Source organism: Pseudomonas sp. PSB11 (assembly GCF_014596605.1).
GTDB lineage: Bacteria > Pseudomonadota > Gammaproteobacteria > Pseudomonadales > Pseudomonadaceae > Aquipseudomonas > Aquipseudomonas umsongensis.
Genome location: NZ_NOIO01000006.1, coordinates 258,421 through 280,374 on the forward strand (window position 1 = coordinate 258,421; position 21,954 = coordinate 280,374).

The window sequence follows — 21,954 nt, forward strand, 5'->3', positions numbered from 1 at the left end:
GTCTTGTGGGGTGATCGCTGGCAATGACCCTACAGAAAATCCGTCGATTGATGAAGAGCGTCCACGGGACCTGGTTTGCGTCACTGCGAAGTCACCGATACAGTCCCCGGTATATTTATCCCACGGACGGAGTGCCCCCATGTTCCCAGCCTCCCATTCGAGTCGCGCGCGCCTGCCAGCCCTCGCGCTGATGATCACCGCGCTGACCCTTGGCGCCTGCCACAACGCGTCCGCCCCGACGCTGCCCACGGCACCGGAAAGCGCATCCGGTTATCGCACCGACCTGCAGACCCGACACGCTTCACGCCACATGGCCGCAGCCGCCAACCCATTGGCTGCCGAAGCCGGACGCGAGATGCTGCGTCGCGGTGGCTCGGCCATCGATGCCGCCATTGCCATGCAGGCGGTTTTGACGCTGGTCGAACCGCAGTCCTCGGGCATCGGTGGTGGCGCGTTGATCGTGCTCTGGGATGGTCAATCCGTACGCACGTACGACGGGCGCGAAACCGCCCCGGCCAGCGCCACCGAGAAGCTGTTCCTGCAGGCCGACGGCCAACCGATGCCCTTCACCCAGGCACAGATCGGCGGGCGCTCCGTGGGTACGCCCGGGGTGTTGCGAGCGCTTGAGCTGGCCCATCGCAAACACGGTCGCCTGCCATGGGCGCAGTTGTTCGAACCTGCCATTCATCTGGCGGAACACGGCTTTGTCATCTCGCCTCGCCTGCATCGGTTGATTGCCGCGGATTCGTCCATCAGGAACTCTGCAGAGATGACGGCCTATTTCCTGAATGCCGATGGCAGCCCGAAAGCCAGCGGCACCCTGTTGAAGAACCCGCCCTTGGCGGCTGCGTTGCAACGCATCGCCAAGGAAGGGCCGGATGCCTTATACAGAGGGCCCATTGCGCAAGAGATCGTGACCAAGGTCCAGAGTCACTCCAACCCGGGCAGTCTGTCGCTGGGCGACCTGGCCAACTACAGCGCCAAGGAACGCGCGCCCTTGTGCACCGACTACAAGCGCTGGCAGGTCTGTGGCATGCCGCCCCCCTCGTCGGGCGGGATCGCCATGGCGCAGATCCTCGGCACGCTGCAAGCCCTGGAGTCACGCGACAAGCGCTGGGCCCTGGCGCCGATGCAACCGCTCAAAACCAGCACCGCCGCCGGTTTCGAACCGACCGCCGAGGCCGTGCACCTGATCAGCGAAGCCGAGCGCCTGGCTTATGCCGATCGCGCGCAATACGTGGCCGACTCCGACTTTGTGCCAGTGCCCGTCAAGGGTTTGATTGATCCGGCTTACCTGGCCAGCCGGGCGGCGCTGGTCGGCGAGCACAGCATGGGCACGGCCAAACCCGGCACGCCGCCGGGCATCCAGGTCGCCTACGCGCCAGACCGCTCGCCCCTGCGCATCTCCACCTCGCAAGTGGTGGCGGTCGATGACCAGGGCGGCGCGGTGTCGATGACCACCACCATCGAATCCGCTTTCGGCTCACATGTGATGGTCCAGGGCTTCCTGCTCAACAACGAGATGACCGACTTCTCGTTCATTCCCGAGGAGAACGGCCAGAAAGTCGCCAACCGCGTCGAGCCCGGCAAGCGTCCGCGCTCGTCCATGGCCCCTACGCTGATCTTCGATCGCCAGAGCGGCGAATTCGTCGCCAGCCTCGGCTCACCCGGCGGCTCGCAAATCATCGAATACGTGGCCAAAACCACCGTCGGCCTGCTCGATTGGCAGCTCGATGCGCAAGCGGCTATCAACCTGCCCAACTTCGGCAGCCGAAATGGCCCGACCGAACTGGAGAACGGTCAATTTAGCGCGACGTTGATCCAGGCCCTCAAGGACAAGGGCCACAGCGTCAACGAAATCGACATGACCAGCGGCACCCAGGCGATTGTCCGGGTCAAGGATGCACAGGGGCAGGCGTCGCTGGTCGGTGGGGCCGATCCTCGGCGGGAGGGGGAAGCGTTGGGGGATTGAGTCGTACAAAGGCGTGGGAAAGGGCCTACCGGAAGGTAGGCTCTTAGTTATTGATTGCAGCTCCTGATCGCCTCCAAACCCAGCCCCTTCCTACCCGCAAAAGTTGGCTATGCCAGTAGAGTTCACTACGGGCGAAATCAAAATAGCCCGTCACTTGCAGGTCGCTCACACCGATGTCGGAAGCGTCCGGGCATCAATATCAGATCATTCCGTACGTCGACAACACTTCCCCCAGACTTGCGCAAGTCCCACCACGGGACTAGATCATGCCATGAGAATCATCGCCATCAGTCAACTAAAGAGGTTCTGGAAGAAATACCCCGACTCGGAGCAATCCTTCCTGGCCTGGATTGATGAGGCTAGGAACTCGGACTGGAAAACGCCCGCGGACATAAAGACACACTTTGTCACCGCCAGCATTCTCAGGAGCCGTCGGGTCGTGTTTAACATCAAGGGCAACGAGTTTCGACTGGTCGTTGCGGTGACTTATCGCTTCGGTGCCGTGTACATAAATTTTGTTGGCACTCACAAACAATACGACGCAATCGACGCTGACACCGTCGAGATGGAGTAACTCATGAACATTCGTCCAATTCGCACCGACGAGGATTACCGTGAAGCCCTCAAAAAGGTGTCAGCGCTGTTCGACAACGAGCCAGAGCCCGGCACCCCTGAAGGCGACTACTTCGAGATAATGATCACGCTTATCGAAGCTTATGAAGCGAAACAGTTTCCAGTAAACCTGCCCAACCCGATCGACGCGATAAAATTTCGAATGGAGCAATCCGGCCTATCGGCTTCTGATCTTGCACCAGCCATTGGTCGAACAAATCGAGTCTACGAAGTACTCAATGGTAAACGCGCACTAACGCTGCCTATGATTTGGAAACTTCACGAACTCTTTGGCATACCAGCTCAGAGCCTGATCAAGCCGACGAAACAGGCTTGATCAGATGGCCGCCAATGTTAGAAATCAAACCGGCATACTCGCTTAACGACTGATTTTCAGCGCCCGTCGAGCCTGGTGTTTTTCCAGTGCCAATTCGATCAGCCGCGTGACCAGTTCACTGTAGGTCATCCCCGCGGCCTGCCACAGTTTCGGGTACATGCTGATGCGGGTGAACCCCGGCAGCGAATTGATCTCGTTGATCAGGACTTCGCCACTGTCAGTCAAAAATACATCGACCCGCGCCAGCCCGGAGCAGCCCAACACCTGAAACGCCTCGACCGCCATCGCGCGAATGCGTTCGCTGGACTCGACGCTGATATTGGCTGGCACCACCACTTCAGCAGCTTTGTCGTCGATGTACTTGCTGTCGTAGGAATAGAAGCCACTGTGCACCACGATCTCGCCACAGCCGCTGGCGATGGCGTCTTCGTTGCCCAGTACCGCGCATTCGATCTCTCGGCCCTTGACCGCCGACTCGATCAGCACTTTTTCATCGAAGCTCAAAGCCAGCTCGACCGCCGCCGCATATTCGGCTTCGTCGCTCACCTTGCTCACGCCGACGGAAGAACCCTGGTTGGCCGGTTTGACGAACAGCGGCAGGCCGAGCTTGCCACTGACTTCGGCAAAGCCTGTGCGCGCGGCGCTGGCGCGGGTCAGGGTAACGAACGGCGTGACGGCCAGGCCGGCATCACGCAACAGGCGCTTGTTGATGTCCTTGTCCATGCAGACCGCCGAACCCAGCACATCGGAACCGACAAACGGCAAGTCGGCCATGCGCAGCAAACCCTGCAGGCAACCGTCTTCGCCAAGCGTGCCGTGGACGATCGGGAAGATCACGTCGACATGACCCAACAGATCGGCACCGGCGGTTTCCACCAATTGTTGGTGGGCCTTGCCCGGAACCACGGCCAATTCTCGATTGGATTGATTGAGTGCGATCAGGGCCGGGTTTTCCTGGTTCAGCAGGAAGTTCGAGGGGTCGTTGAGGTGCCAGTGGCCTTGCTTGTCGATGCCGATCAGCACCGGCTCGAAGCGCGAGCGATCCAGTGCATCGACAATGTTTTTCGCCGACTGCAGCGACACCTCGTGCTCGGTCGAGCGGCCCCCGAAAATAACGCCCACACGCAGTTTACTCATTGCCTGACCTCATTGTGGATGGCTTGCAACCTGGGTAGCCGCCACGTTACGACTGCCAGGTCTTGCCGTCCAGCGGCTCGCTGGAGGTCAACTCGCCAACTGATTGGCGAACTGCCCCACTGCATTGACCACTTTCTGCGCCCCGTCCTGGATCTCGACGATCACCGTGCCCGCTTCCGCCGCCAGCGCCAGGCCCTGTTCCGCCTGGAGCTTGCCGTCGGCCATCAGGGCCACGGCGTTGCGCGCCATGTCCTGGTTTTGCCGCACCACGAGGACAATCTCGTCAGTGGCCTGGCTGGTGCGAGAAGCCAGTTGCCGAACCTCGTCCGCCACCACGGCAAAACCTCGTCCCTGCTCACCGGCACGGGCCGCTTCGATGGCCGCGTTGAGCGCCAGCAGGTTGGTTTGTTCGGCAATACCGCTGATGGTCTTGACGATGGTGCCAATTACCAGTGATTGCTCATTCAAGGCTTCGATGCCATCGACTGCGGTTTGCATGTGCCTGGCCAGGTCACGCATCACATCCACCGCCTGCGTCACCACGGTATTGCCGCGCTGGGCGCTTTGGTCGGTTTGCTGCGAGGTGCCGTAGGCAATGTTGGCCGCTTCGGCCACCGCTTGCTCCTGGTTGACCTGATCGGTGATCACCGTGGCGAATTTCACCACTTTGTAGAGTTTGTTGTTGGCATCGGTCACCGGGTTGTAGGAGGCCTCCAGCCAGACTGTACGGCCGTGGCTGTCGACGCGTTTGAAACGTTCGGCCACGAACTCTCCGGCGTTCAGACGGCGCCAGAACGCTTGGTATTCGGCGCTGTTGTAGTCCTCGGGAAAGCAAAAAGTACGGTGATGTTTGCCCTTGATCTGCGCCAGGCTGTAACCCATGCCACTGAGAAAGCGCTCGTTGGCGGTCAGCACATTGCCATTGAGGTCGAACTCGATCACCGCTGTCGAGCGCACCAACGCACCGATCAGGTTTTCATGCTCACGGGAGGCCTCGATGGTGCGGGTCAGGTCGCTGGAGAAAATCGAAAAATGCTTGATCCGCCCGTCTGCCGTGCGCACGGGCTGCACGATTGAACGCAACCAGGCTTCCTGGCCCGTGCCACGTAACAGACGCACGGCACCGGCAAAGTGCTCGCCACGGCTCAGTGCGGTCTTGAAACGCAGCTGGAATTCGTCGTTCTTCACATGATCCGGAACCATCTCTTCGATGTGCCGGCCGATCAACTCGTTGCTCTTGTAGTGCATCTCGCCGAGGAAGTTCTGATTGACTGACTGCACCCGCCCATCAATGTCGAGATTCAGCACGAGCATCTCGCTTTCCAGGCTTTCCTTGACTTGCTGAAGGCTGGAGAGTTCTTCGCGAAGAGCCGACAGCTCCTGCTTCAAGCGTTTATTGAACATGGGGGACGCACCGATGGGCTGGGATAGGAAGCGACTTACAGCCTAGCCATCGGCATTGCGGGCGTTTTCTGAAGAGGGCTTGAGGATTGTCCTACAAATATAATGACATCGCGCCAATTTTCCCTGTCTTTCACGCCGTGCCAGGGGTCGGGCAACTGGCGATTCTCGGCATCCGCGTGCCGAAATACGCCGCGCTGCCCACGCCCACCGCCCCCATCACCGCGCAAAAAATCACGCAGATCCAGGGGCTCCATGGCATCAGGCCGATCAACAGCAAGGGCGTGATGCTCGCCCAGGCGGCGTAGGCGATGTTGTAGGTGAAGGAAATACCCGAGACGCGAATCCGCGCCGGGAACAGGCTGACCATCACCGATGGCACCGCGCCCACTACTCCGCAACTCAGTCCAGCCACCGCGTAGGCCAGGCCGACCCAGTTACCACCGCTGATCAGGCAGGTGTAGAGCACGCCGATGCCCAGTGGCAGCAGCAGGCTATAAAGCATGACGGTGCGCCATGCGCCGATGCGATCGACCAGCAGACCGGCGAGCACGCAGCCAATGTTCAGGAACACGATGCCCAATGCGCTCAGGGCGAAGGTGTGACCGGCGGTCATGCCGAAGGTTTTCTGCATCATGGTCGGGGTGATGACCACGAACACCACCACCGCCGATGTCAGCACGCAGGTGAGAATCATCGCTGGCAGCAGGGCCAGGCGATGTTCACGCAGGACTGCCCGCAACGGCAACTCGATGACTGCCTCGCGCCGGGCTTGCATGGCCATGAACACCGGCGTTTCGCTGAGCCAGCGCCGCAACCAGACGCCAATCACGCCAAACACCCCGCCCAGCAGGAAGGGATAACGCCAGGCGTGATCGAGGATTTCAGCTGGAGTAAAAGCCTGCGCCAGGAAGGTTGCCGTCAGGGCGCCAAGCAAATAACCAAAGGTCAGCCCCGCCTGCAGGAAGCCCAGGGCGTAGCCGCGATGGCCGACTGGCGCGTGTTCCGCTACGAATACCCAGGCGCTCGGCACCTCGCCACCCACCGCCGCGCCCTGCAGGACGCGCAGGGCCAACAGCAGCAGTGGCGCGAAATAGCCGATCTGCGCGTAGGTCGGCATGATCCCGATCAGCAGGCACGGCAGCGCCATCATCAGGATGCTCAGGCTGAACACCTTCTTGCGGCCCAGGCTGTCGGCGAAATGCGCCATCAGGATCCCACCCAGCGGCCGCGCCAGGTACCCGGTGACGAAGATGCCAAAGCTTTGCAGCAGCCGCAGCCACTCAGGCATTTCGGGCGGAAAAAACAGCTGGCTCAAGGTCAGGGCAAAAAATACGAAGATGATGAAGTCGTAGATTTCCAGCGCGCCGCCGAGAGCCGCGAGCCCCAGGGTCTTGTAGTCCGAGCGGCTGAATGGCAGCGGACGTGGATCTATATTGGCAGTCATGAAAAGAACTCTGGCACAGGCAAAAACCAAGGCGCCCATGGTCTACGCAAACGCGCCGGCGGACAACCCGTTAGACCAAAGTCCCATAGGCCTAAAACAGCGCCGCAAAAAACACTCGCTTGAATTAAGGTTGGTGTCTGTCCAGAGGGGCCTATGCTGCCCCGAAGACCACAACAAACATAAAAATTCGAGGTAGTCCCGTGGCCGCTGATATCGAAGATACCCGCTCCGCTCGCTTTGCCCTGCGCTGTTCAAGCTTTGCCGAACGCTGGTTCCCCGACTCCTGGGTATTTGCCGCCCTGGCGGTGATCATTGTCGCCGTGGCCACCATGGCCATGGGCGCCAAGCCGACTGACGCGGCCATGGCCTTTGGCGACGGCTTCTGGAGCCTGATCCCGTTCACCATGCAAATGGCGTTCGTGGTGATCGGCGGCTATGTGGTCGCCAGCTCGCCACCGGCGGTGAAGCTGATCGATCGCCTGGCGAAGTTGCCGAAAAACGGGCGCTCCGCGGTGGCCTGGGTGGCCCTGATCTCCATGGTCGCGTCGCTGCTCAACTGGGGTTTGTCACTGGTGTTCGGCGGCTTGCTGGTGCGCGCCCTTGCCCGCCGTACCGACCTGAAGATGGACTATCGCGCCGCAGGCGCGGCGGCGTATCTGGGGTTGGGCGCGGTGTGGGCCCTGGGCCTGTCTTCGTCTGCTGCGCAGTTGCAGGCCAACCCGGCCAGCCTGCCGCCATCGATCCTGTCGATTACCGGGGTGATTCCGTTCACTCAAACGATCTTTCTCTGGCAGTCGGGCGTCATGTTGCTGGCCCTGATCGTCATCTCGCTGATCATCGCCTATGCCACGGCCCCCGGCCCGAACACGGCGCGAGACGCCCAAGCCTGTGGCGTCGACCCGAGTTTCAATCTGCCACCGCTGCAACCACGCTCCCGTCCCGGCGAATGGCTGGAACACAGCCCGCTGCTGACCATCCTGTTGGTGCTGCTGGCGGCTGGATGGCTGTTCCATGAGTTCTCCACCAAACCTGCGATCAGCGCGATTTCCGGTCTCAATACCTACAACTTCCTGTTCATCATGCTCGGCGCCCTCCTGCACTGGCGCCCACGCAGCTTCCTCGACGCGGTGGCCCGCGCCGTGCCGACCACCACCGGCGTGCTGATCCAGTTCCCACTGTACGGATCGATCGCCGCACTGATGACCACGGTCAAGGGCGCCGACGCGCAGACCCTCGCCCACCACATCTCGACCTTCTTCGTCAGCATTGCCTCCCACGACACCTATGCCCTGCTGATGGGCGTGTACTCGGCGATCCTCGGCTTCTTCATTCCGTCCGGCGGCGGTAAATGGATCATCGAAGCACCGTATGTGATGCAAGTGGCGAACGACTTGAACTACCACCTGGGCTGGGCCGTGCAGATCTACAACGCCGCCGAAGCGCTGCCCAACCTGATCAACCCGTTCTACATGCTACCGCTGCTGGGCGTGCTGGGATTGAAGGCGCGGGACCTGATCGGCTTCTCGTTCGTGCAATTGCTGGTGCACACACCACTGGTGCTGGTGCTGCTGTGGGCACTGGGGACGACGCTGGCGTATACGCCGCCGGTGATGCCATAGGGAAGCGGCTACAGCGAGGGTCAGCGCGACCTGAGACTGCGCGTTTTTCTTACAAAACGCGCAGCGTTGTCCCACCCAATCCAAGGGCAAGCCCTGACTCTCGCAACCAGCCTCCTTGAATTAACCTGTCCCGGAGTATCAATCACCAAAAACCCAAGGAAGATCCGATGACGCCGATATCCAAGACACTGGAAGAGTTGATCAATGAAATTTACCAGGACGGTAACGTCTCGGTGGTTGAGTACAGGGCCCTGCGAGACGATGCCGATCGCCGCATGGACGCTGTTGTCCGCGAATTTGGCCAGCACAACAATGTGACGGCCTTTCAGAAGGCGATGGATGTCGCCATGAAGTTATTGCAAAGCGCCGTCCTCGATGCCAAAAAAGCCAGGCTGAGCGATACGGGTGAGGCTATCGTCAAGGATGCGGTTACCGCACAGGTCGAGTACTTGCGTGCCGGCAGCCAATTGGCGCTACGCCTGTTGTGATCGCCTGACCTCACTCCCCGCAAACACTGATCGCGGGCTGGATCGCACGCTTCGAAAAAAAAGTGCTTGAGGCCTGGTTTTCTGCATCATTGTGTTGATCCAGTATGACGTGCATCTTCGTATCGCGACCACGCTGAAAAGGATCTGAGCATGTTAAGACTCGCAGGCCTCACTCTCGCGGCCCTTACCCTCGCAACCCTCAACCTGAGTACCGCTGCCCACGCCGATATCGCCCTGAAGCTGGGCAGTACCGAACGCGTCAGCCGCTTGTTCGCGTACCCCAACAACTGCAACGTGATCTGCTTTCGCAACTGGACGCTGGAGCAGACCGTCGAGCACTACCTGACGCAAAGCGTGCAACGCGATGGCTATAACGATGCCAAGGTTCTGGTCAAAACCGATAACCATCAACTCCATGCCGAAATCACGGGCGTGCCAAGGAGCTATGAAAAACCCTTGGCAGCGCTGCTTGACGCCGGCGACCTGGCCTACGACGGTGCTAGCAAACTGAATGCCGACGGCAAGTGGGCCTATAACTGGCATTTTTTCCTGCCACTGGGCATGGCCCTGGAAAACCGCAGAAGCGTCGAGCTGCTGCACTTCCCACCCGATTATTCGCTGACTCAGGCCCAGGATTACCTGAAGTCGGCCACCACGGATCGCTGGGCCACGCTGCTGACCATCAATGGCGTCCCGCCCGAGCAGCTACCGGGTTACCAAACCATTATCGATATCGCCCCGATTGCCGCGCCGTCGAATGCAGGCAAGGACCTGGAAGGCGTCTACGACTACTTCAAGGACTACCAGACCAGCATGGTCAAGCAGGTGACCGTACATTCCAGCGGCGCGGCATTGCCAACGGTTGCCTTCGGTGCACCGGTGCGCAACTGGGTCAAGCAGCAATACGGGCCAACCGTGAATGTGTTGAGCCTGGTGACAATCAGCCCGGTCGACGGAGTAAAAGTACCGGTATTGGGCGCCAACCATCCCAGCTACATCTGGTACGCCGCCGATCCAGCCAGCTACACCGGCAAAGACGCCCAGGCCCAGGCCGATGCCGCGGGCCTGAAAGTCATGGGCCAGGATTTGAGTGCCGCGTGCTGGCAGGCCGCCATGGGCCGTGAAACGGACACCAATGCCGACATCGAGCTGAAGAGCTGCACCCAGACCTGGCAAGTAGCCCAGGCCGATAAAACCTGTGCGCTGTTCTACACCTCGATCCGCAAGCTGACCCCCGCACAGGCCGCAGGCAAATGCGCGACGGCATCGATCAAGGCCCAGCTCAAATTGCTCAAGGCGCCAGCGCCAGCCCCGGCGATACCTGCTCCTGCGCTATAGGCTTGCCAGTCAACTAACGGAAGGCGCCGACGACCAGATGTTTTTTGCGACACTGGCGTCGGCAAAGCCTCTGCTGCGCAGGCTTACAACTTCTCGACCGGACGCAGTCGATACTGCGGTGGCAATTGCTCAAACCCGCTGATGGTAGTGTTCAGGCTTTTCCAGCGACCGTCCTTGATGCCGTAGATGCAACCGTGAATCGACAGGTTTTGCCCACGATGCCAGGCATTTTGCACAATGCTGGTATGGGCGACATTGGCCACTTGCTGAATGACGTTGAGTTCGCAGAGGCGGTCGACCTGCTCCTCTTCGGTGGCCAACTTGGCGAGCTCTTCACGTTTCTCGTAGTAAAGATCGCGAATCGAACGCAGCCAACCGTCGATCAGGCCAAACTGACGATCCTGCATCGAGGCGCGCACGCCGCCACAGCCATAGTGGCCGGTCACGAGGATGTGCTTGACCTTGAGCACGTCGACCGCGTACTGGATCACCGACAGGCAGTTTAGGTCCGTATGCAACACCACGTTGGCCACGTTGCGGTGCACGAACAGATCGCCGGGCAGCATGCCGACAATCTCGTTGGCCGGCACCCGCGCATCGGAACAGCCGATCCACAGGTATTCCGGCGTTTGTTGACGAGCCAGCTTGGCGAAGAAGTCAGGATCTTCTTTGGTGATCGCGTCGGCCCAGCGCTCGTTGTTATCAATCAGATCTTGTAATTCGTTCATGCAATGAAGCCTCGATAATGGTGCGCTGCTTTGACAGACAACCGTCCGTCGGGGTCACGCGCGTTATGCAAATGCGCGCTGCTGCCTGTTCATGGCGCTCCATGCCGGTGGAATTCTCTGCAACCCAGTGGGTCCACCCTATAAGGCTAACAGTATGAGGAATTGCCATGACTGATTCACGACGTCCGTACGATGCGGTGCAACCTGAACCCATCGATGATAACGAAGATCGCATGGGCTCGGTGCATGAGCTGGATTTCGACACGGAAGAACCCAGCGCAAAAATCGGCGATGAATTGCCGCAAAAGGAGCGCAAGCAGCTGATACCCGAAGAACGCGTGCGCGAAGCCGGCATGACGGGAGCATCGACCGATGATCATGAATCGACCGATGATGACATGAGCCCGGAAACGCTCATCCGTGAGGACGGTGCGCGGGATGCCCAGGAATTGGGTGAAGGTGATCAGGCCGACTGGGACTTGAGCATTGTCGATGAAGACGAGATTGGTGGGGGTAATGGGTTGGACGAGGAGGAGATGGCGCAGCGCGATCCGCTGGACAAGAAACGCTGATCTGTAGGAGCTGCCGCAGGCTCGGGCCTACGGCAGCTCCTACGCAGGAATCCGCGTTCAAACATGGCGATGGTTTCAATCCACCAATGTACAGGCCATGACCACCGCATCTTCGCGCCCACCCACCGCCGGGTAGTAATCCCGTCGACGCCCGATCTCGTTGAAACCATAACGCTCATACAACTTGAACGCCGCAGTGTTGCTATCACGCACTTCCAGGAAGCATTCCCGGGCGTCGGCCTTGTAGGCGATCGACATCAAATGCTCCAGCAAGGTCAAACCCAGGCCTCGGCCCTGGTTTTCCGGCTTGACGGTGATGTTGAGCAGATGCGCCTCGTCAAGAATGATCTGCACCACCCCGTGGCCCACCTGCTGCTGGCCCTCGAACATCAGCCAGATCTGATACTTGCCCAGGCCATCGAGAAAAATCCCGCGGGTCCAGGGATGGCTGTAGGCCGCATATTCGATCTTCAGAACAGTTTCCAGGTCCGCCTCGGTCATCGGGCGGAACGATACAGCGTCACTCATTCGATTCTTTCCAACGCGCCATCAGCCGACGCATGGCTTGCCACACGGCGGCCTTGCGCTGTGGCTCTTCCATTAACAATTCCAGGCCCGGTACCGCCCACGCCGAGCCCAGGCCTTCAATCTGCAGTTCGCGGTTGAACGCATCAGAGTCCGCTTCACCGGCAAACCGCACCGCGGGCAGGCCGATCAGCCAAAGGCAGGCGCACGGCACTTCTTCCATGCGCACCGAGAGGAAACCTTGCACAAAGTCACGGGCGGCCTCCGGGCCCTGGTCCATCGTCCCGCGCACCAGCAGCGGCCAGCGTACTGGCTCGCCGATGATCTGCGGGCTGTCCGGCAGACTGGCGGCTCGCAGCATGTCCTTGAGCAGCAGATAAGCAGGGTCGCGTGCCTGGAAGGATTCACCTGTGGGTAACTCAACCAGCAGCAGGCAGCGGCCGGCTCGCAGCAGTTGCAGGGCAAAGCGCGGCGGCGGTACCGGCGCGACCCTGGCGACCACCGGCGCCTCCTCGGCCGCAGGTTTTGCGCCAGTGCGCGTGCTCGCCAGCGATGGCCGCGGCACCTCCACCTTCACCCGCTCGGCGGGTTTTACCGTAGGCACGACGGGCGTCTCGACCACCGGCAAAGGCGCCACGGGAGCCTCGACCAGCGCCTCGGGCGGCTCCAGCAGCTCGGGCCGCGACAGGGCGGCAAAGGGCAATTCGGTGCGCGGCAGCCAGTTGACCACCTGCATGGCGTTCAAATAAGCGCGACGACGGGACTCGATAAGCAAAGGTCGGCCACTTGTGGATAACTAAAGTGCGCCGATTCTACCGCCCTTCGCGCAAGATCGCCCGCTGTTGATCGATAGACTGCACCGATAATCTTTCCACTTGTGAAAAATGGCGACAGCCCGTCCCGAGAGTGAATCGCATCGTGCCTGATGCAGTACAATCGCGGCTTTTATTCGCCAACCAGCCGGCCATTCCGATGATCGAACCCAAGCGCGTCTTGCGCGCCCTCGCTGAACACTGGGCACTTCTGGAGCCACTGTGCGAGCATTTCGACCAAGGCACCCTGAGCCTCAACGAACTGCGCACGCAACTGGCCGCCCAGCAACTCGACAGTACGCCGCAGGACATCACCAGCCTGCTGGACGTGTGGATTCGCCTCGATATTCTGGTTCCGGTGGCGAAAAGCCCGAACCGTTTCGAGCTCAATGCGCAAATTCACGACTTCCTCGCCTACCTGCGCCGTGAACACCGTTTGGGCCTGTGCCTGGAAATCGAAGCCTATCTGCGCCATCTCGAGCGCCTGGCCGGCTACATTCAGGACGCCTTCGACATCCGCGACGGCAACGACCTGGCCCGCCAGCTTCGCCTGCTCGACATGCGAGTTCGCGATGTACTGAAAAAACTCGATAACGACGAACAGGCACTGGTGGCCGTCGCCGAAAGGGCGAAAACCAGCGATCGACAGATTCCATTGCGCCAGCGTTACGCTGAAGTGCTGGCGACCTGGGACGAATACGTCGAGCCGATGATTGATCTGGTGAACGCCGACGGCGCTTTCGAACAAGGCGTGCGCAAGGTTGAAACCGTGCTGCTGAAGATGCTCTCCGAGCAGCAGCGCCTCGGCCATCTGGTCGATGACGACATGTTGCTGCGCACCCACGCGCGTATCCTTGAAATGCAGACCAGCGCCCAGTTGACCTTGCGTCACGCGCGTGAACTGTTGCTGCCGCTGCGTGAAGAGGCGCGTCGCCACAACGCCGTGACCCGTGGCGCGGCACTGGCCCTGTCCGCCATCCGCCGAAAAGGCATCGATGCCGTGCCGCAGGCGGCAATGCCGTTGTTCACACGGCCGCAAAGCACCTTCCTCGGCAGCGCCAGCCAGGTCGAGGCCTACGTTTATGCCCTGGCCCGCTTCGAACCGAAACCGGCGCGCTTCCCCAAGGCCCACAAAACCCAGAAAGGCGAGGCTCCGCGTGCGCCACGCACGGTTCGGGAAATGCTCGAACGCTGCGAAGACGCCCTGCCGATGCCGGACCTGATGACCTGGCTGCTGGAGCAGGAGCCGGACGGCGCCACCGACGAATTGCTGTACTGGTTCTCGCGACTGTCCCGGGAAAAACGCTTCAAGCGCGAACGCCTGGAACGTCGCGACTATCACACACACGAGCACCAGGTCAGCCTGCGCTCCTTCGCCCTGCTCTCGGTCGGCGATGACCCTACCGAGAATTCTGCGAGCATCCCCCATGCATCTTGATCTTTCCGAACTGTCCCAGCTGGCACCGATCTTTCGCGAGCTGTTCAAGGGCTACCACGTCAGCCGCCGCGATCCTGAGCTGTATGCGCAGCTGTCGAACTTCCAGGACCAGTACCGCACGCTGTTCAAGGCCCTGGGGTTTGAACTGGTGTGCGACACCCGTGGTTTCTACTATTTCGTACCGGACCTGGCCGCCGCGGCGGTGAACAAGACCGCGCAGCGTCTGGCGCTGTTCACCTTCATCCTCGTCGAGCACCTGGCCGATCAGGGCCGCGACCCGGTCGCCGTGCTCGACGGCGGTAGCCTGGGTCGCGATGAACTGCCATCGCTGCTGGAAAAATACCGCGACCTGTTCATTCAGGCCGAAGTGCAGACCCAGGATGAGCTGGAAGAAAAAATCATGCGCCGCATGACCCAACTCGGCTTCGCCGGCGAAGAAAACGGCGTGTACCGTTTCCTGCCGCCGATGCACCGTTTCCTCGATGTGTGCCTGTCGGTGCAACAGGACCGTGACCTGGCGGCCAGCCTGCACAGCGTACTGCCACTGCCGGCTCCGGTGCTGATCGATGAAGACAGCGACGAAAAACTACTGCAGACCGATGACCCGCTCGACTTGGCAGAGTTTGCAGATGAAAGCGAAGAAGACGCCCTGGCCCGCGCCATTGCCGAAGAACAGGAGCTCGACGCATGATCAAGGAACGCTACGGCATCCGCCGCTTTGCCCTTTTGAACACCGCCGGCTACACCCTCGGCCTGTTCCCGCTGGAAGAGCCGCTGTCGGTCTACGGCGCGAACAACCTCGGTAAATCCGCTTCGATCAATGCGCTGCAGTTCCCGATCCTGGCACGCATGTCGGACATGAGCTTCGGCAAGTACAGCCTGGAGCAATCCCGGCGCTTCTACTTCGCCTCAGACACCAGCTACATCCTGGTGGAGGTGAACCTGCCCCATGGCCCCCACGTGATCGGCGTGGTCGGACGCGGTCCGGGTGGCGGCTTCGGTCACCAGTTCTTTGCCTATGCCGGCCGGCTGGACCTGGCCCACTACCAGAAAAACGACACCTGCCTGCGCCAGAAGGAGTTGTTCAGCAACCTTGAGCGCGAAGGCCTCAAAGCCTACGAGCTCAAGCCCGATGAACTGCGGCGCTTGCTGGTCGGTGGACACACTTCGATCCCGCTGGACCTGACACTGATCCCCCTGCGCTCTACCAGCGAACAGAGCCTGAAGACCTTCCGCGCGCTGTTCATCAACCTGCTGCACATGCGCGAAATCACCGCGGCCAAGCTCAAGCAACTGTTCCTCGACGCCTTCGAGCACAGCCTGCGTTCCGGTAGCGTCGACTACATCGCCGCGTGCGAAGAAGCTTTCCGCGACGTACGACGCATGGAACAGGACTACCAATCGCTGGTGGCGGCCGGTCCCCTGGTCGAAGCCCTCGCCAACGGCGTGAAACAGCGCGATATCCTGCGCGGCAAGCTGCACCGCCTCTCGCCGCTGCTCGACTCCCTGCTCGGCACCTGGTCGGACTACGCCAGTGCCCGCAAGGAAGAGCTGACCATCCAGGCCGAGCACTATCGCCACGAGCAGGACGCCCTGCAGAACGATCAGCGTGGCGGCACCCAGGAGCTGATGCGCCTGGAGCGGGAAATCACTGGCATCCAGCGCTGGCTCGGCGAGCTGGCGGTGCTCAAGCATCGTTTTGCCCTGGTCGAAGATGTCAAGGTGCTCGAGCAACAACTGCTCGCGGCCAAGGACGCCCATGATGAGCTGGCAGGTGCCCTGGCGCAGTCGCGGCAATTCAGCGCCGAGGACCTGGATGAACGCCTGCGTGAGCTGGAAAAACGCCTGAAGTCGGTCAAGCAACAACTCGACCACGCCGACAACAACAGTTACGCCCGCCTGCGCGAAGAATTCTCGCAGCAGGACGTCGAGCGCCTGATGCGCCTGTTCAACAGCGCACTGTTCAGCCTGCCGCTGGGCGAGCACGGCATTACCCTCGACGACAACGGCGACTGGGTCAAATCCGTAGAGCTGATCCTCGACGGTTTCAAAGGCGAGCGCTTCGAAGTACCGGGCCTGTCCATCGACATCTCGCACATCGAGCCCCCGGCCCTGCAAGCCCTGGCTGACCGTGCCGCGCTGCGCGACCAGAAAGAGCGCCTGGAAAAAGAACTCAAGCAACTGAAAACCCAGCAGGCCGTGGCTGCCGACCGCGCCGCGAGCAAGACCCAGACCGAAGCGCTGTACCAGCAGGTGCTGGATGCCCAGAAAGCCTTGGAAGACTTCCGTCGTGCGCAAACCCTGAGCGCCGAAGAGGGCGACAAGCTGGAGCAGCTGGCGCAGATGGAAGCCGCCCAGGACGAATTGAAGCGTTCCAGCGATGCTTTCACCGAACGCGTCCAGCAACTGTCCGCCAAGCTGCAACTGGTCGGCCGGCAGATCGGTGACATGGAAGCCAAGCAACGTACCCTCGACGATGCCCTTCGCCGCCGTCAGTTGTTGCCGGCGGATCTGCCGTTCGGCACGCCGTTCATGGATCCGGTCGACGATTCGATGGACAACCTGCTGCCGTTGCTCAACGACTATCAGGACAGCTGGCAAGGCCTGTTGCGTGCCGATGGCCAGATCGAGGCGCTGTACGCCCAGGTGCGCCTCAAGGGCGTGGCCAAGTTCGACAGCGAAGACGATATGGAACGTCGCCTGCAACTGCTGATCAACGCCTACGCACACCGCACCGACGAAGCCCTGACCCTGGGCAAGGCACGGCGTGCGGCTGTTACCGACATCGCCCGGACCCTGCGTAACATCCGCAGCGACTACGACAGCCTCGAGCACCAGTTGGCACTGTTCAACCGCGAGATCAACAAACGTCAGGTGTCCAACCTGCAAAGCTTCCGCATCGTCCTGGCGCCGAACAAGGAAGCACTCAAGCACATCGACCAGATTATCCACAGCGCCGGCCAGTACGAAGAAGGCGAGACCCTGTCCGTCTTCGACCTGAGCCAGAGCGCCGAGCAGGACAACAAGAACGAAGAGGCCAAGGAATACCTGGCACGGCTGGTGGCGGCGAACCACAACCAGCTGGGCCTCAAGGACTTGTTCGAACTGGCGTTCGAGATCACCAAGGTCAACGGTCAACCGGTGATCCACACCGACATCGACGGCGCCGCGTCCAACGGCACCACCATGACCATCAAGGCGTTGACCAACATGTATTTGTTGCTGCACTTGATGGACCGCGACCTGGCCGGACGTGTGCGCTTGCCGTACTACCTCGACGAGGCCGCGGACATCGACGAGAAAAACCAGGCGGCGTTGCTCGAGACCAGTCTGCAACTGGGCTTCGTGCCCATCCTGGCCAGTGTGAAGCCGCAGGTCTGCGCCAGTGTCGCCATCGACCTGGAAGGTGGCAGCGGCCCGGCTGGCATCTACATCGATGAGGATGACTGGAAGTACATCCGTCGTCACGACGAGGTGAAGGCGACTGTGAACGTTGAAGCGGATGAGCCGGAGATGGATGCGGTTTGAGTTGAACCGTTAGATGCGAAAAAGGCCGCGATCCAATGGATTGCGGCCTTTTTATTTGGAGAGCTTCTTCGCGAGCAGGCTCGCTCCCACATTTAGTCCGTGGCGCACACAAAATATGTGAACGACGCTGACCACTGTGGGAGCGAGCCTGCTCGCGAAGGCGGCATCACAGCCGCCAATACACTACTTGCCGAGCGAAATCTTCGGTGCCCAGGTCAGCCATTCCTCTTCGAACTTGTCGAACAGCGGGAATGTCTGCTCCGGTCGCGCCGGGGTGCCCATGCGCTCACCATCCGGCGTAGCAAAGGCGACACCGCCCTGGATCATCGTCTCCAGCGATTCAGTACGCACTGTCGCCCCTCTGAACAGGCCCACATCAAAGTCAAAACCGCTGGTGTTCCAGAAGCGCGTGCCGCTGCGGACCAGTGGCGCGTACTTGGGCTCGATCAGGATGCGGATCAGTACACGATCAGCCGTTTGGCCCAACTCATAACCCGTCACCTTGCCCACGGTGATTTCTCGATAAGTCACCGGAACCCCAGCCTTCAGCGAACCACGACGAGGAGCGCTCAACGTCAGGCTCAATCCAGCTTCCTGCTTGGCAGTTTCCGGGGGATTGGCCAGCGCCACGAAATTCTTCTGCGGCCCCAGGTTCTTCGCTGCCGGTTGCACCTCGATGTATTGCCCGGTAACCAATGTTTCCAGGTTCGACGTCTTGATCAGCCCCAATTCGGGCTTGACCACCCAGAACTGACTGCCGACACGAGCGATGCGCTCCGGGACTTCATCGATCCGCGCAGTCAACAGCACCGACTGCAGATCGTCACTCAGGTCAACGTCTTCGATCTTGCCGACATCCAGCCCCTTGAAGCGGATCGGCGTGCCCGTGCGCAGGCCATCAGCCCGGTCGACCTTGATGGTGATCACCGCGCCTTTCTGGTTGGCTAGCTCATGGCTGGCGAACAGGCGGAAACGCGGGATGCGCTTCTGCAAGGGTGCCTTGGCCTCCGGTGTTTCAAAGGCGATGCCGCCAGCCATCAGGCTTTGCAACGATTCACTCTTGACTTGGATCCCGCCGGTCAGGCCACCGGTCAAGGTGATGCCACTGGCGTTCCAGAACCGCGTGGAAGCGTTGACCAGGTCTTCGTATTCCTTCTCGATATGGACCCCGATCACCAGCTGTTTCTTCTTGCGCGAAAACTGATAGCTCTGTACCGAGCCCACCTTGACCTGCTTGTAGAGTACCGGGCTGCCCACTTCCAGCGAACCGAGGTTATCGGTGAACAACACCAGGTGCAGGCCCGGTGCACGTAAATCCAGCGGCGGCGCCTTGGGCCGTGCGACAAACTCACGTTGCGGCGCGGCGCCTTTGTCCCCAGGGCGCACGGCAATGTAGTTACCCTTGACCAACGCTTCGAGACCGGTGATACCCGCCAGGGAAATCGAAGGCTTGACCACCCAGAACTGGGTGCCATCGACCAGGTAGTCCTCGGCCAGCGGGTCCAGGGTCAACTCGGCGCTGGCGCCGGACAAATCGGGATCGACCTTGAGTGCCTTGAGGGTGCCGACCTGAATGCCTTTGTACATCACCGGCGTGCGGCCCGCCTGCAAGCCTTCGAAGTCGCTTAGCTTGACCTTGACCTTGATCCCGGCGGCAGCCGCATCAAAGTCCTCATAAAGGCGGAACGGCAGACTCGGATCGGTAGGCGGGCTGTCCTTGCGATTTTCAGGCGTGGCAAACGCAATACCACCAGCAACAATACTGGCCAGGGACTCACTGCGAACTTTTACACCGGACAGGTTGGCATCGATGCTGATGCCGCTGGCGTTCCAGAAACGCGTGTGTTTGCGCACGAGCTTGGCGTACGTCGGCTCGATGAAGACCTTGAGCTCGACAGTGCTCTGGTCCTCGGAGAGCACGTAGCTCTTGATCTGCCCGACCTTGATCTGCTTATAGAACACCGGGCTGCCACGGTTCAGCGAGCCCAGGCGATCAGCCTTGATCGTGAGGTGCAAGCCAGGTTGGGCGTCCGACAGCGGTGGCTCCTGTGCCAGGGCCTTGAACTTGCGAGCAGGCTCGCCCTCACCCGGGCTGATCGCGACATAGTTACCCGAGACCAGCGTCTCAAGCCCGGTAATACCGGCCAGCGTCACACTCGGCTTGACCAGCCAGAAGCGCGTGCTGGTGCGCAGGTATTGCTCCACGTCCTTGTTCATCTCGACGGTCGCGATCACCCCTTTGGAACTGCCTTCATCATCAAGCTTGAGGGTTTTCACCTTGCCGACCGGCATGCCTTTGTAGACGACTTCGGTCTTGTTGGCCTGGATGCCTTCACCGCTTTCAAAACGAACCTGAATCTCGATGCCGGTTTCGGTGTAGGCACGCCAGCCAAGCCAGCCACCAATGATCAGGGCAATCAGGGGCAATACCCAGATAGCCGACCAGTTCGAAGCCGGTCGGGTTTTAGCTGTAGGCAGATCAGTCATGGTCGTCGTCCGACTCCGTGTTATCCCAAATCAGTCGGGGATCGAAAGTTACTGCGGCAAGCATCGTCAGAATCACCACGCTGGCGAACGCAATGGCGCCCAGGTCAGCTTCGATGGTGGCCAGCCGGCCAAAATTCACGAGCGCCACCAGGATGGCGATCACAAAGATATCGAGCATCGACCAGCGGCCGATGAACTCGATAAAGCGGTACATCCATATGCGCTGGCGGGCCGAGAGTGGCTGGTGGCGCTGCACGGAAAACAACAGCAAGGCGATCCCCACCAGTTTGAACGTGGGCACCACAATGCTGGCGATAAACACCACTGCAGCAATGGGAATCATGCCGTGCTGAACCAGTTGGATCACTCCGGACATGATGGTGCTGGGATCACCCTTGCCCAGGGAGCTCACTGTCATGATTGGCAGCACATTGGCCGGTATGTAAAGAATGGCGGCGGTGATCAGCAACGCCCAGGTTCGCGCCACACTGTTGGGACGGCGGGCATGCACCAGCGCGCCGCAGCGAGTGCAGACCTGTTCATCGACATCAGCTTCCTGCTTGTTCAATTCATGGCATTCGGCGCAAATCAGAATGCCTGCATCAATCGCCCGCATGGGCATCCTCTCCTGATAAAGCCTGCCAGATCTGGTGAGGAGACATCACTACCTCCAGCCAGACCTGGACCAACAACAATCCAATGAAGCACGCCAGGCCCAGGCCAATGGTCATTGCTGCCATATCTGCCAGCTTGACGATCGCGACCAGTACGCCCATGAGGTAAACCTCAAGCATCCCCCAATCCCGTAAATGGTGATAAATACGGTAAAGCAGCAAGCCGTAGCTACGTCCGACGTCAAATCGGATACTCAGCAACACGACCAGTTGACAGAGCAACTTGAGCAGCGGAATCGCCATGCTGCACAGGAACACAATGACTGAAACGCTTTGCATGCCTGTATCGAAAAGCCCGACAACCCCGCTCCAGACAGTGTCTTGCGACGATTGCCCAAGCAGATTGAGTTGCATGATGGGTAAAAAGTTCGCCGGGATATACAACAGCAGTGCCGCGATAACCAAGGCGAGACTGCGCTGTACGACGTTGTATCGATGAGCATAGAGCTCGTAACCACATCGCGGACACAGGGCTTTCTCACCATGATCGAGCTTGGGCTTGCGCATCAGCAAGTCGCACTCGTGGCATGCCACCAAATCGTTCAGCGGTAATTCTGACAGCCTTGAGGCGTCAACCGGATCTGGCATATAACGCTCTGACTCCGAAAAGGTTGGGCCTATTCTAGTGCCCTGAATCGAAAATAACTGTGCCAATTTGTGCACGAGTCAGTGTGATTTTCTTTCGGCAAAAGACAAAACCCCTACCTGCATGCGCAGATAGGGGTTTTGGAATTTAATCTTGACGATGACCTACTCTCACATGGGGAAACCCCACACTACCATCGGCGATGCATCGTTTCACTTCTGAGTTCGGGATGGGATCAGGTGGTTCCAACGCT

At 60.1% G+C, this 21,954-nt stretch carries 19 protein-coding genes, 1 rRNA gene and 1 pseudogene; 10 read left to right on the forward strand and 11 right to left on the reverse strand.

Annotated features, from left to right (window positions below):
* The first annotated feature begins 139 nt into the window (after positions 1–139).
* The 3 genes from ggt (at position 140) to CGA21_RS10670 (ending at position 2,921) form a co-directional block, all read left to right on the forward strand.
* Positions 140–1,972 (forward strand): gamma-glutamyltransferase, encoded by a 1,833-nt coding sequence (gene ggt / locus CGA21_RS10660; protein WP_188264175.1) that lies wholly within the window; start codon positions 140–142, stop codon positions 1,970–1,972.
* A gap of 271 nt (positions 1,973–2,243) precedes the next feature.
* Complete coding sequence (locus tag CGA21_RS10665) at positions 2,244–2,546, forward strand: type II toxin-antitoxin system HigB family toxin (RefSeq protein WP_110751503.1); 303 nt, start codon at positions 2,244–2,246, stop codon at positions 2,544–2,546.
* 3 nt (positions 2,547–2,549) lie between these two features.
* Complete coding sequence (locus tag CGA21_RS10670) at positions 2,550–2,921, forward strand: type II toxin-antitoxin system HigA family antitoxin (RefSeq protein WP_188264176.1); 372 nt, start codon at positions 2,550–2,552, stop codon at positions 2,919–2,921.
* Between the two features lie 42 nt (positions 2,922–2,963).
* On the opposite strand, the gene ddlA is transcribed toward CGA21_RS10670, so the two are convergent.
* The 4 genes and pseudogenes from ddlA to CGA21_RS10685 form a co-directional block, all read right to left on the reverse strand.
* A complete protein-coding gene (gene ddlA / locus CGA21_RS10675; RefSeq protein ID WP_188264177.1) occupies positions 2,964–4,058 on the reverse strand; it encodes a D-alanine--D-alanine ligase in 1,095 nt (364 codons plus the stop codon).
* Positions 4,059–4,145: 87 nt separating this feature from the next.
* Positions 4,146–4,754, reverse strand: coding sequence for a methyl-accepting chemotaxis protein (locus tag CGA21_RS30370; protein ID WP_411157069.1), 609 nt, complete (start codon positions 4,752–4,754; stop codon positions 4,146–4,148).
* Positions 4,734–5,462 (reverse strand): annotated as a pseudogene (locus CGA21_RS30375) (PAS domain-containing protein); the annotation flags it as partial. The pseudogene CGA21_RS30375 and the gene CGA21_RS30370, both read right to left, overlap by 21 nt.
* Before the next feature lie 130 nt (positions 5,463–5,592).
* Positions 5,593–6,906 (reverse strand): MFS transporter, encoded by a 1,314-nt coding sequence (locus tag CGA21_RS10685; protein ID WP_188264178.1) that lies wholly within the window; start codon positions 6,904–6,906, stop codon positions 5,593–5,595.
* 200 nt (positions 6,907–7,106) lie between these two features.
* On the opposite strand from CGA21_RS10685, the gene CGA21_RS10690 reads away from it, so the two are divergent.
* The 3 genes from CGA21_RS10690 (at position 7,107) to CGA21_RS10700 (ending at position 10,351) form a co-directional block, all read left to right on the forward strand.
* Positions 7,107–8,525 carry a short-chain fatty acid transporter gene (locus CGA21_RS10690; protein WP_110751493.1) on the forward strand — a complete coding sequence of 473 codons (1,419 nt, stop codon included), beginning with the start codon at positions 7,107–7,109 and terminating at the stop codon, positions 8,523–8,525.
* Between the two features lie 167 nt (positions 8,526–8,692).
* Positions 8,693–9,013 carry a hypothetical protein gene (locus CGA21_RS10695; protein ID WP_188264179.1) on the forward strand — a complete coding sequence of 107 codons (321 nt, stop codon included), beginning with the start codon at positions 8,693–8,695 and terminating at the stop codon, positions 9,011–9,013.
* A 150-nt stretch (positions 9,014–9,163) separates the two neighbouring features.
* Complete coding sequence (locus CGA21_RS10700) at positions 9,164–10,351, forward strand: hypothetical protein (RefSeq protein WP_110751489.1); 1,188 nt, start codon at positions 9,164–9,166, stop codon at positions 10,349–10,351.
* A gap of 83 nt (positions 10,352–10,434) precedes the next feature.
* On the opposite strand, the gene can is transcribed toward CGA21_RS10700, so the two are convergent.
* On the reverse strand, positions 10,435–11,079 hold the full coding sequence (gene can, locus CGA21_RS10705) for a carbonate dehydratase (protein WP_008055619.1): 645 nt from the start codon (positions 11,077–11,079) through the stop codon (positions 10,435–10,437).
* Positions 11,080–11,246: 167 nt separating this feature from the next.
* Between can and CGA21_RS10710 the strand changes: the two genes are divergently transcribed.
* On the forward strand, positions 11,247–11,651 hold the full coding sequence (locus CGA21_RS10710; RefSeq protein ID WP_083349756.1) for a serine kinase/phosphatase: 405 nt from the start codon (positions 11,247–11,249) through the stop codon (positions 11,649–11,651).
* Positions 11,652–11,726: 75 nt separating this feature from the next.
* On the opposite strand, the gene rimI is transcribed toward CGA21_RS10710, so the two are convergent.
* Both rimI and CGA21_RS10720 read right to left on the reverse strand, forming a co-directional pair.
* Positions 11,727–12,179, reverse strand: a complete 453-nt coding sequence (gene rimI, locus CGA21_RS10715; RefSeq protein ID WP_007978046.1) for a ribosomal protein S18-alanine N-acetyltransferase — start codon at positions 12,177–12,179, stop codon at positions 11,727–11,729.
* Positions 12,172–12,912: an energy transducer TonB gene (locus CGA21_RS10720; protein ID WP_188264184.1), complete on the reverse strand. Its 741-nt coding sequence runs from the start codon at positions 12,910–12,912 to the stop codon at positions 12,172–12,174. The genes rimI and CGA21_RS10720 overlap by 8 nt, the downstream gene beginning before the upstream one ends.
* A gap of 236 nt (positions 12,913–13,148) precedes the next feature.
* Here CGA21_RS10720 and mksB point away from each other — a divergent pair, with 236 nt between their 5' ends.
* The 3 genes from mksB to mksF are packed head-to-tail and all read left to right on the forward strand — an operon-like array spanning position 13,149 to position 17,954.
* Complete coding sequence (gene mksB / locus CGA21_RS10725) at positions 13,149–14,426, forward strand: Mks condensin complex protein MksB (protein ID WP_162276381.1); 1,278 nt, start codon at positions 13,149–13,151, stop codon at positions 14,424–14,426.
* A complete protein-coding gene (gene mksE, locus CGA21_RS10730; protein WP_020799720.1) occupies positions 14,416–15,117 on the forward strand; it encodes an Mks condensin complex protein MksE in 702 nt (233 codons plus the stop codon). Before mksB ends, mksE begins: the two co-directional genes overlap by 11 nt.
* A complete protein-coding gene (gene mksF / locus CGA21_RS10735; RefSeq protein WP_110751483.1) occupies positions 15,114–17,954 on the forward strand; it encodes an Mks condensin complex protein MksF in 2,841 nt (946 codons plus the stop codon). Before mksE ends, mksF begins: the two co-directional genes overlap by 4 nt.
* 183 nt (positions 17,955–18,137) lie before the next feature.
* On the opposite strand, the gene CGA21_RS10740 is transcribed toward mksF, so the two are convergent.
* From CGA21_RS10740 to rrf, 4 genes are all read right to left on the reverse strand, one after another.
* Positions 18,138–20,441 carry a PqiB family protein gene (locus CGA21_RS10740; protein WP_110751481.1) on the reverse strand — a complete coding sequence of 768 codons (2,304 nt, stop codon included), beginning with the start codon at positions 20,439–20,441 and terminating at the stop codon, positions 18,138–18,140.
* The gene (locus CGA21_RS10745) at positions 20,434–21,057 is read right to left on the reverse strand and encodes a paraquat-inducible protein A (RefSeq protein ID WP_110751479.1); all 624 of its coding nucleotides are present in this window, start codon (positions 21,055–21,057) and stop codon (positions 20,434–20,436) included. The genes CGA21_RS10740 and CGA21_RS10745 overlap by 8 nt, the downstream gene beginning before the upstream one ends.
* On the reverse strand, positions 21,044–21,703 hold the full coding sequence (locus CGA21_RS10750) for a paraquat-inducible protein A (protein WP_008055602.1): 660 nt from the start codon (positions 21,701–21,703) through the stop codon (positions 21,044–21,046). Before CGA21_RS10750 ends, CGA21_RS10745 begins: the two co-directional genes overlap by 14 nt.
* 149 nt (positions 21,704–21,852) lie before the next feature.
* A 5S ribosomal RNA gene (gene rrf, locus CGA21_RS10755) occupies positions 21,853–21,954 on the reverse strand; the annotation flags it as partial.

Bases quoted from the DNA above. Each gene is read 5' to 3' on its own strand.
- CGA21_RS10740 (WP_110751481.1), bottom strand. From the start codon at position 20,441: ATGACTGATCTGCCTACAGCTAAAACCCGACCGGCTTCGAACTGGTCG.
- CGA21_RS10750 (WP_008055602.1), bottom strand. From the start codon at position 21,703: ATGCCAGATCCGGTTGACGCCTCAAGGCTGTCAGAATTACCGCTGAAC.
- can (WP_008055619.1), bottom strand. From the start codon at position 11,079: ATGAACGAATTACAAGATCTGATTGATAACAACGAGCGCTGGGCCGAC.
- mksF (WP_110751483.1), top strand. From the start codon at position 15,114: ATGATCAAGGAACGCTACGGCATCCGCCGCTTTGCCCTTTTGAACACC.
- CGA21_RS10720 (WP_188264184.1), bottom strand. From the start codon at position 12,912: ATGCAGGTGGTCAACTGGCTGCCGCGCACCGAATTGCCCTTTGCCGCC.
- CGA21_RS10745 (WP_110751479.1), bottom strand. From the start codon at position 21,057: ATGCGGGCGATTGATGCAGGCATTCTGATTTGCGCCGAATGCCATGAA.
- CGA21_RS10670 (WP_188264176.1), top strand. From the start codon at position 2,550: ATGAACATTCGTCCAATTCGCACCGACGAGGATTACCGTGAAGCCCTC.
- CGA21_RS10710 (WP_083349756.1), top strand. From the start codon at position 11,247: ATGACTGATTCACGACGTCCGTACGATGCGGTGCAACCTGAACCCATC.
- ggt (WP_188264175.1), top strand. From the start codon at position 140: ATGTTCCCAGCCTCCCATTCGAGTCGCGCGCGCCTGCCAGCCCTCGCG.
- mksB (WP_162276381.1), top strand. From the start codon at position 13,149: ATGATCGAACCCAAGCGCGTCTTGCGCGCCCTCGCTGAACACTGGGCA.
- CGA21_RS10700 (WP_110751489.1), top strand. From the start codon at position 9,164: ATGTTAAGACTCGCAGGCCTCACTCTCGCGGCCCTTACCCTCGCAACC.
- ddlA (WP_188264177.1), bottom strand. From the start codon at position 4,058: ATGAGTAAACTGCGTGTGGGCGTTATTTTCGGGGGCCGCTCGACCGAG.
- CGA21_RS10665 (WP_110751503.1), top strand. From the start codon at position 2,244: ATGAGAATCATCGCCATCAGTCAACTAAAGAGGTTCTGGAAGAAATAC.
- CGA21_RS10685 (WP_188264178.1), bottom strand. From the start codon at position 6,906: ATGACTGCCAATATAGATCCACGTCCGCTGCCATTCAGCCGCTCGGAC.
- CGA21_RS10695 (WP_188264179.1), top strand. From the start codon at position 8,693: ATGACGCCGATATCCAAGACACTGGAAGAGTTGATCAATGAAATTTAC.
- rimI (WP_007978046.1), bottom strand. From the start codon at position 12,179: ATGAGTGACGCTGTATCGTTCCGCCCGATGACCGAGGCGGACCTGGAA.
- mksE (WP_020799720.1), top strand. From the start codon at position 14,416: ATGCATCTTGATCTTTCCGAACTGTCCCAGCTGGCACCGATCTTTCGC.